8 protein-coding genes are annotated in these 6,232 nt (G+C 65.1%); 5 read left to right on the plus strand and 3 right to left on the minus strand.

What is annotated here, in order from left to right; translation table 11 throughout:
• Positions 1–87: 87 nt before the first annotated feature.
• The gene (locus IF809_RS28035; protein WP_453978932.1) at positions 88–894 is read right to left on the minus strand and encodes an enoyl-CoA hydratase/isomerase family protein; all 807 of its coding nucleotides are present in this window, start codon (positions 892–894) and stop codon (positions 88–90) included.
• Between the two features lie 121 nt (positions 895–1,015).
• Between IF809_RS28035 and nthA the strand changes: the two genes are divergently transcribed.
• From nthA to IF809_RS28050, 3 genes are read left to right on the plus strand one after another with little or no spacing between them, the layout of a single operon-like run.
• Positions 1,016–1,654 carry a nitrile hydratase subunit alpha gene (gene nthA / locus IF809_RS28040; protein WP_462839137.1) on the plus strand — a complete coding sequence of 213 codons (639 nt, stop codon included), beginning with the start codon at positions 1,016–1,018 and terminating at the stop codon, positions 1,652–1,654.
• Positions 1,651–2,310 (plus strand): nitrile hydratase subunit beta, encoded by a 660-nt coding sequence (gene nthB / locus IF809_RS28045; protein WP_453978934.1) that lies wholly within the window; start codon positions 1,651–1,653, stop codon positions 2,308–2,310. The genes nthA and nthB overlap by 4 nt, the downstream gene beginning before the upstream one ends.
• On the plus strand, positions 2,310–2,687 hold the full coding sequence (locus tag IF809_RS28050) for a nitrile hydratase accessory protein (protein ID WP_462839138.1): 378 nt from the start codon (positions 2,310–2,312) through the stop codon (positions 2,685–2,687). Before nthB ends, IF809_RS28050 begins: the two co-directional genes overlap by 1 nt.
• A gap of 168 nt (positions 2,688–2,855) precedes the next feature.
• Here IF809_RS28050 and queC read toward each other — a convergent pair whose 3' ends face one another.
• Positions 2,856–3,569: a 7-cyano-7-deazaguanine synthase QueC gene (gene queC, locus IF809_RS28055; protein ID WP_462839139.1), complete on the minus strand. Its 714-nt coding sequence runs from the start codon at positions 3,567–3,569 to the stop codon at positions 2,856–2,858.
• 125 nt (positions 3,570–3,694) lie between these two features.
• On the opposite strand from queC, the gene mazG reads away from it, so the two are divergent.
• Positions 3,695–4,513: a nucleoside triphosphate pyrophosphohydrolase gene (gene mazG / locus IF809_RS28060; protein WP_462839140.1), complete on the plus strand. Its 819-nt coding sequence runs from the start codon at positions 3,695–3,697 to the stop codon at positions 4,511–4,513.
• Between the two features lie 14 nt (positions 4,514–4,527).
• On the plus strand, positions 4,528–4,986 hold the full coding sequence (locus IF809_RS28065) for a GNAT family N-acetyltransferase (protein ID WP_462839141.1): 459 nt from the start codon (positions 4,528–4,530) through the stop codon (positions 4,984–4,986).
• A 177-nt stretch (positions 4,987–5,163) separates the two neighbouring features.
• On the opposite strand, the gene hflX is transcribed toward IF809_RS28065, so the two are convergent.
• On the minus strand, positions 5,164–6,232 hold a 1,069-nt coding region (gene hflX, locus IF809_RS28070), incomplete at its 5' end, for a GTPase HflX (protein WP_462839142.1).

Raw genomic sequence — 6,232 nt, forward strand, 5'->3', positions numbered from 1 at the left:
TCGTCCCGGTTTCGCGCGGCCCGTAAGCCGGGCCGTCCCCCGCGCGGCGTATACGGATTGTCCGTGCCGGGATCAATGGGCCCGGATCTACCGTCCCCTGAACCGCGGCTTGCGGCGGCCCAGGAACGCCTCGACGCCCTCCTTGTGGTCCTCGCTGAGGCTCGCCAGCGCGAACTGGTCGACGTCCATGTGGCTGGCGAGATCGTCCAGCGCATGCGCGAGCCGGTTGACGGTCAGCTTGGTCATTGCGACCGAGAGCGGCGGCTGTGCGGCCACCTTGCGCGCCAGTTCCATGGCGGCATCGAAGGCATGGCCGGGGTCGACGACCTGCTCGACCAGGCCCCATTCATAGGCCTCGTCGGCCGAGATGCGCTCATCGGCCAGGATCACCGCCTGCTTGGTCCGGGCCGGTCCCATCAGATGCAGCATGCGTGGAATGCTCTGCCAGCTCATGTTCATGCCGAGCCCGATCTCAGGCACCCGAAAATGCGCATCGCTCCCCATCACGCGGAAGTCGAGCGCGACCGCAAGCGCCACGCCGCCCCCAATGCAAAAGCCTTCGATCGCAGCGATGGTGATCTGCTCCATCTCCTGCCAAGCGTGCGTCAGGCGCGGCCCGAGCTTGAGATGCCGCCTGAGCGTGCCGAGATCCATTTCCTTGCGCGATCGTCCTTCGGCGTCTTTCAAATCGAATCCGGCGCTGAAGGCACCCGAATTGCCTGTCAGCACCACGACTGATGTCGCCGAGTCATCCTCGAAGCTGCGCGCCGCCGCGGTGAGCTGGCGCAGCGCCTCGGGCGACAACGCATTGATGCCGTCATGCCGATCGAACCGCACCACGGCGATCCGCCCCTCTGGCCCGAGGCCTCTCTCGATCTTGATGAAGTCCTTCATGGGGAATCTCCAAAGCTGAATTTTGCCTGATCGTAGCGCGTAAACGGCGTCACGAATATGGACCAACCGCACCGCAACGAATGCTCGACAGGACAGGACCATTGCGCTTAATCTTTCGCCCATGAGCCACGACCACGACCACGACCACCATCACCACGATCACGATCATTCGGAATTGTCGGAAACCGAGCTGCGCGTGCGCGCGCTCGAGACAATTCTGACCGAAAAGGGCTATGTCGAGCCGGCCGCGCTCGACGCCATCATCCAGGCCTATGAAACCAAGATCGGCCCGCATAACGGCGCGCGCGTCGTCGCCAAGGCCTGGGTCGATCCTGATTTCAAGAAGGCGTTGCTGGAGGACGGCAGCAAGGCGATCGGCACGCTCGGCCATGTCAGCCGCGTGGGCGATCATCTCGTCGTGGTGGAGAACACGCCCAAACGTCACAACATGGTCGTGTGCACGCTGTGCTCCTGCTACCCCTGGGAAATGCTGGGATTGCCGCCGGTCTGGTACAAGGCCTCGCCCTATCGCTCGCGCGCGGTGAAGGACCCGCGCGGCGTCCTCGCCGATTTCGGCGTGAGTGTGCCCAAAGACACTGAGATTCGAGTCTGGGACTCGACCGCCGAGACGCGCTTCCTGGTGCTGCCGATGCGCCCAGCGGGCACCGAAAGCTGGAGCGAGGAGCAGCTCGCCGAGCTCGTCACGCGCGACTCCATGATTGGCACCGGTTTCCCCAAAACGCCCGGAGCGGCGTCGTGAACGGCGTGCATGACATGGGCGGCATGGACGGGTTCGGCAAGGTCGAGCCGGAGCCGAACGAGCCGATGTTCCACGAGGCGTGGGAATCCCGCGTCCTGGCAATGGTGCGGGCGATGGGCGCGGCCGGCGCCTTCAACATCGACACCTCGCGGTACTATCGCGAGACGCTGCCGCCGGACGTCTACCTGTCGAGCTCCTACTACAAAAAGTGGTTCCTCGGCCTGGAGGAGATGCTGATCGACAAGGGCTATCTCACCCGCGAGGAGGTCGCCGCCGGTCATGCCATGCAGCCTGGTAAGGCCCTCAAGCACGGCAAGTTCGATCTCGCCAATGTCGAGCGCATCATGGTGCGCGGCAAGTTTGCCCGCCCTGCCCCTGCGCCCGCCAAATTCAAGATCGGCGATCGCGTGCGCGCGAAAAACATTCACCCGGCCACGCATACCCGGCTGCCGCGCTACGTGCGCGGCCATGTCGGCGTGGTCGAGCTGAACCACGGCTGCCACGTGTTTCCTGACACGGCGGCGATGGAGCGCGGCGAGAATCCGCAATGGCTTTACACGGTGGTGTTCGAAGGCCGCGACCTCTGGGGTGCGGACGGTGATCCGACCCTGAAGGTCTCGATCGATGCGTTCGAGCCTTACCTGGATCCGGCGTGATGAGCAGCGCTGCTGCGGCCGCGGCCACCGCGGCGATTCCGAGCATCCCGCGCGATGACGACGGTCCGGTGTTCCGCGCGCCCTGGGAAGCGCATGCCTTCGCGATGGCCTTGACCCTGCACGACCGCGGCGTGTTCACCTGGCCGGAATGGGCCGCCGCGCTCGCCGACCAGATCAAGCGCGCCCAGGCCGCCGGCGATCCTGATACGGGCGAGACTTACTATCTGCACTGGCTCGCCACGCTGGAAGGCCTCGTCGCGCGCAAGGGCGTCGCCTCGATGGACACGCTGCGCCGCTATCGCGATGCCTGGGACCATGCCGCTGATCGCACGCCGCACGGCAAGCCGATCGAGCTTAAGGCGGAGGATTTTCGGTAAGCTGGTGATTGGCACTCTCGTGCCAAGTCCTACGCTGTCATTCCCCGCGAAGGCGGGGAATCCAGTACGCCGCGGCTTCTCGGCTCAAGCACGGTCTCTGGGATACTGGATCGCCCGCCTGCGCGGGGGATGACAGTTGTGGCGATGGCGGCAGCGGAGCCAGACACCCTACCTCCCCGCCACATACTCCCGCCACCCCTTCGCCCGCAGGCTGCACGCCGGGCATTCGCCGCACCCATAACCCCAGTCATGGCGGGCGCCGCGTTCGCCGAGATAGCAGGTGTGCGACTGGTCGCGGATGAGGTCGACCAGTCCCTCGGCGCCGAGGTCATGCGCGAGCTTCCACGTCGCGGCCTTGTCGATCCACATCAGCGGCGTATGCAGCTCGAATTTTCTCGCCATCCCGAGCGAGAGTGCTGATTGCATGGCGCGAATGGTCTCGTCGCGACAGTCTGGATAGCCGGAATAGTCGGTCTCGCACATACCGCCCACGATGTGGGTGATGCCACGCCTATAGGCGAGTGCCGCCGCAAAGGTCAGGAACACCAGATTGCGGCCGGGCACGAAGGTGTTCGGCAACCCGTCGGCGCCCATCGCAATCGCGACATCACGAGTCAGCGCGGTCTCCGACACCGCGGCCAACGTGGGGATAGACAGCGTGTGGCTCTCGCCGAGCTTTGCCGCCCAGTCAGAGCGCAAGGTTTTGATGCCGTCGAAGAGCCGCTGGCGGCAATCGAGCTCGACGGCGTGGCGTTGGCCGTACTCGAAGCCCAAGGTCTCGACGCGCGCGAAGCGGCTCAGCGCCCAGGCGAGGCAGGTGGTGGAATCCTGGCCGCCGGAGAACAGCACCAGCGCGGTTTGTGATGAAAATGCGTCACTCATGGGCCGGGCTTTAGCACTACAGGCCCACCGCGCCAATCGGTGGAAATCGACCTGTTCCGCTGCGCCCGGCTGGGACTGGCCAGCCGCTCTTGGCATAAGGTTTGAGACCCAGGAGACCGGCTGCAATGACCCCTTCCCGCGACATTTCCCGCCTGATCGAGATCATGGCGGCGCTGCGCACGCCAGTGACCGGCTGCCCCTGGGACCTCGAGCAGAACTTTGCGACGATCGCGCCCTACACGATCGAGGAGGCCTATGAGGTGGTCGACGCTATCGAGCGCGACGATCTCGACGATCTGCGCGAGGAGCTCGGCGATCTGCTGTTGCAGGTGGTGTTCCACGCCCAGATGGCTTCGGAGCAAAACGCTTTCGCTTTTGGAGATGTCGTCGAAGCCATCACGCGAAAAATGATCCGGCGGCATCCCCACGTCTTCGCCGACAAGGACGGCAATCTTGCCTCCTCCCACGTCAAGGAAGTCTGGGACCGCATCAAGGCCGAGGAGAAAGCCGAGCGCGCCGCGCGCCGGCCGCCCGAGGCAGAGCCGCCGCACAAATCGCTGCTGTCGGGCGTGAAGGCGGGCCAGCCCGCGCTGACGCGCGCCATGGAGCTGCAGCGCAAGGCCTCTACCGTCGGCTTCGACTGGAACGATCCGCGCGCGGTGCTGCAAAAGATCCGCGAGGAAGCCGACGAGATCGAGGCCGCGCTCGACCGCAACGACAAGCAGGAGATCGCCGAAGAGACCGGCGACCTCATGTTTGCGCTCGTTAACCTCGCCCGCCATGTCGAGGCCGATCCGGAAGCCGCGCTGCGCGCGACCAATGCGAAGTTCGAGCGACGCTTTGCCTATATCGAACAAGCGCTGGAGGCGCAGGGCCGCACGCTGGAGCAGGCCTCGCTGGCGGAGATGGACGCGCTATGGAACGAGGCGAAGACCGCCAGCTGATACAAGGACACGCAGTGGACATCAGGCAGGACGACCCGAAGGCGCCTCACGTCGCCGATCTGTTGAAGCATCATTTGGAAGAGTTGCGCAGCGTCATGGGCGAGCACGCGCAGGCGTTGGATGCGAGTGGTCTCTCGGATCCGGCCGTCACTTTCTGGACCGTCTGGCACGGCGATGCCCTAGCTGGATTTGGCGCTCTCAAGCAACTGGACGATGTGCATGCAGAGGTGAAATCGATGCGCGCCGCCCCTGCCGCGCGCGGAACCGGCGTTGGCCGCGCGATCCTGCAGCACATCATTACCGAAGCGCGCAGACACGGCTACGCGCGTCTCAGCCTGGAGACCGGCACAGCACCGCTGCACGCGCCCGCCGTCGCGCTCTATCGCAGCGCAGGCTTCGTCTCTTGTGAGCCGTTCGCCGACTATCAAGCGAGCCCGCACAACCGCTTCATGTGTCTCGAACTGTCCGATTGAGCTGCCTATCTGCTAGTTGTTTTCGCCCTCCGCTGCGATCAGCTGGCGGGCCACTCCGCGAAAGAGTTGGCGATAAGTTCCGCCGTCTGATCCGGACCTGCCCAATCCGCGAGCAGTCCGTCCAGAGGCGAGAACCCCGGATTGCGCTACGCTCCATCCCGAGCTACGCCGTGCCGCTCACGCCGGCAGATGCGGCACGGCGTCGAACCTGTTCACAACGATATCCCGCTTGGTCTCGTCCACCCGCACGGTCATGTCGAAGCGTCCGTCGTGCAGCTCTTTCGCCAGCACCTCGGCATTGCGATGCAGCCAGCTGATGCCGGCGCCGTCGGCGGCGTCGATGGAGAGGTCGAGCGTGGTGCGTTTGGCGGCAAGGCGCTCTTCGATCGCAGCGAGCAGCGCGTCGATGCCCTCGCCTGATACGGCAGAGACCAGGATCGCCGGATGGTCCTCGGGCCGGCGCGCCGCGATGTTCAGAAGCTCTTCCCGCTTTTCAGGCTCGTAGCGGTCGATCTTGTTCCAGACCTCGATGATGCGGCCGGAATCGTCAGGGTTGATGCCGAGCTGGCGCAGCACGGCGTCGACGTCGCTCTGCTGGGCCTCGGCATCCTCATGCGAGATGTCGCGGACATGCAGGATGACATCGGCTTCCAGCACCTCCTCCAGCGTGGCGCGGAAGGCCGCGACGAGCTGGGTCGGCAGATTGGAGATGAAGCCGACCGTGTCCGACAGCATCGCCTTGCCGCCATGCGGCAAGTTGAGCGCGCGCAGGGTCGGATCGAGTGTAGCGAACAGCATGTCGGCGGCCTGGACGTCGGCGCGCGTCAGGCGGTTGAACAGCGTCGACTTGCCGGCATTGGTGTAGCCGACCAGCGCGACCACGCGGTACGGCACGCGCTGGCGGCCGGCGCGATGCAGACGGCGCGTTGCCTGTACTTTCTTCAGCTCACTCTCGAGCTTGGTGATGCGCTCCTGGATTAGGCGGCGGTCGGCCTCGATCTGCGTCTCGCCGGGACCGCCCATGAAGCCGAAACCGCCGCGCTGGCGCTCCAGATGGGTCCACGAACGCACGAGGCGCGAGCGCTGGTAGTTGAGATGAGCAAGCTCGACCTGGAGCGCGCCTTCCTTGGTCTTGGCGCGGCGGCCGAAAATTTCGAGGATGAGCCCGGTGCGATCGAGCACCTTGGTGTGCAATTCCTTCTCGAGATTGCGCTGCTGGATCGGCGCCAGCGCGCAATCCATCACC

The organism is Bradyrhizobium sp. UFLA06-24, from assembly GCF_054967145.1.

Excerpts from the sequence above, each read along its gene's own strand:
- queC (WP_462839139.1), bottom strand. The coding sequence starts at position 3,569 with ATGAGTGACGCATTTTCATCACAAACCGCGCTGGTGCTGTTCTCCGGC.
- IF809_RS28050 (WP_462839138.1), top strand. The coding sequence starts at position 2,310 with ATGAGCAGCGCTGCTGCGGCCGCGGCCACCGCGGCGATTCCGAGCATC.
- nthA (WP_462839137.1), top strand. The coding sequence starts at position 1,016 with ATGAGCCACGACCACGACCACGACCACCATCACCACGATCACGATCAT.
- IF809_RS28035 (WP_453978932.1), bottom strand. The coding sequence starts at position 894 with ATGAAGGACTTCATCAAGATCGAGAGAGGCCTCGGGCCAGAGGGGCGG.
- mazG (WP_462839140.1), top strand. The coding sequence starts at position 3,695 with ATGACCCCTTCCCGCGACATTTCCCGCCTGATCGAGATCATGGCGGCG.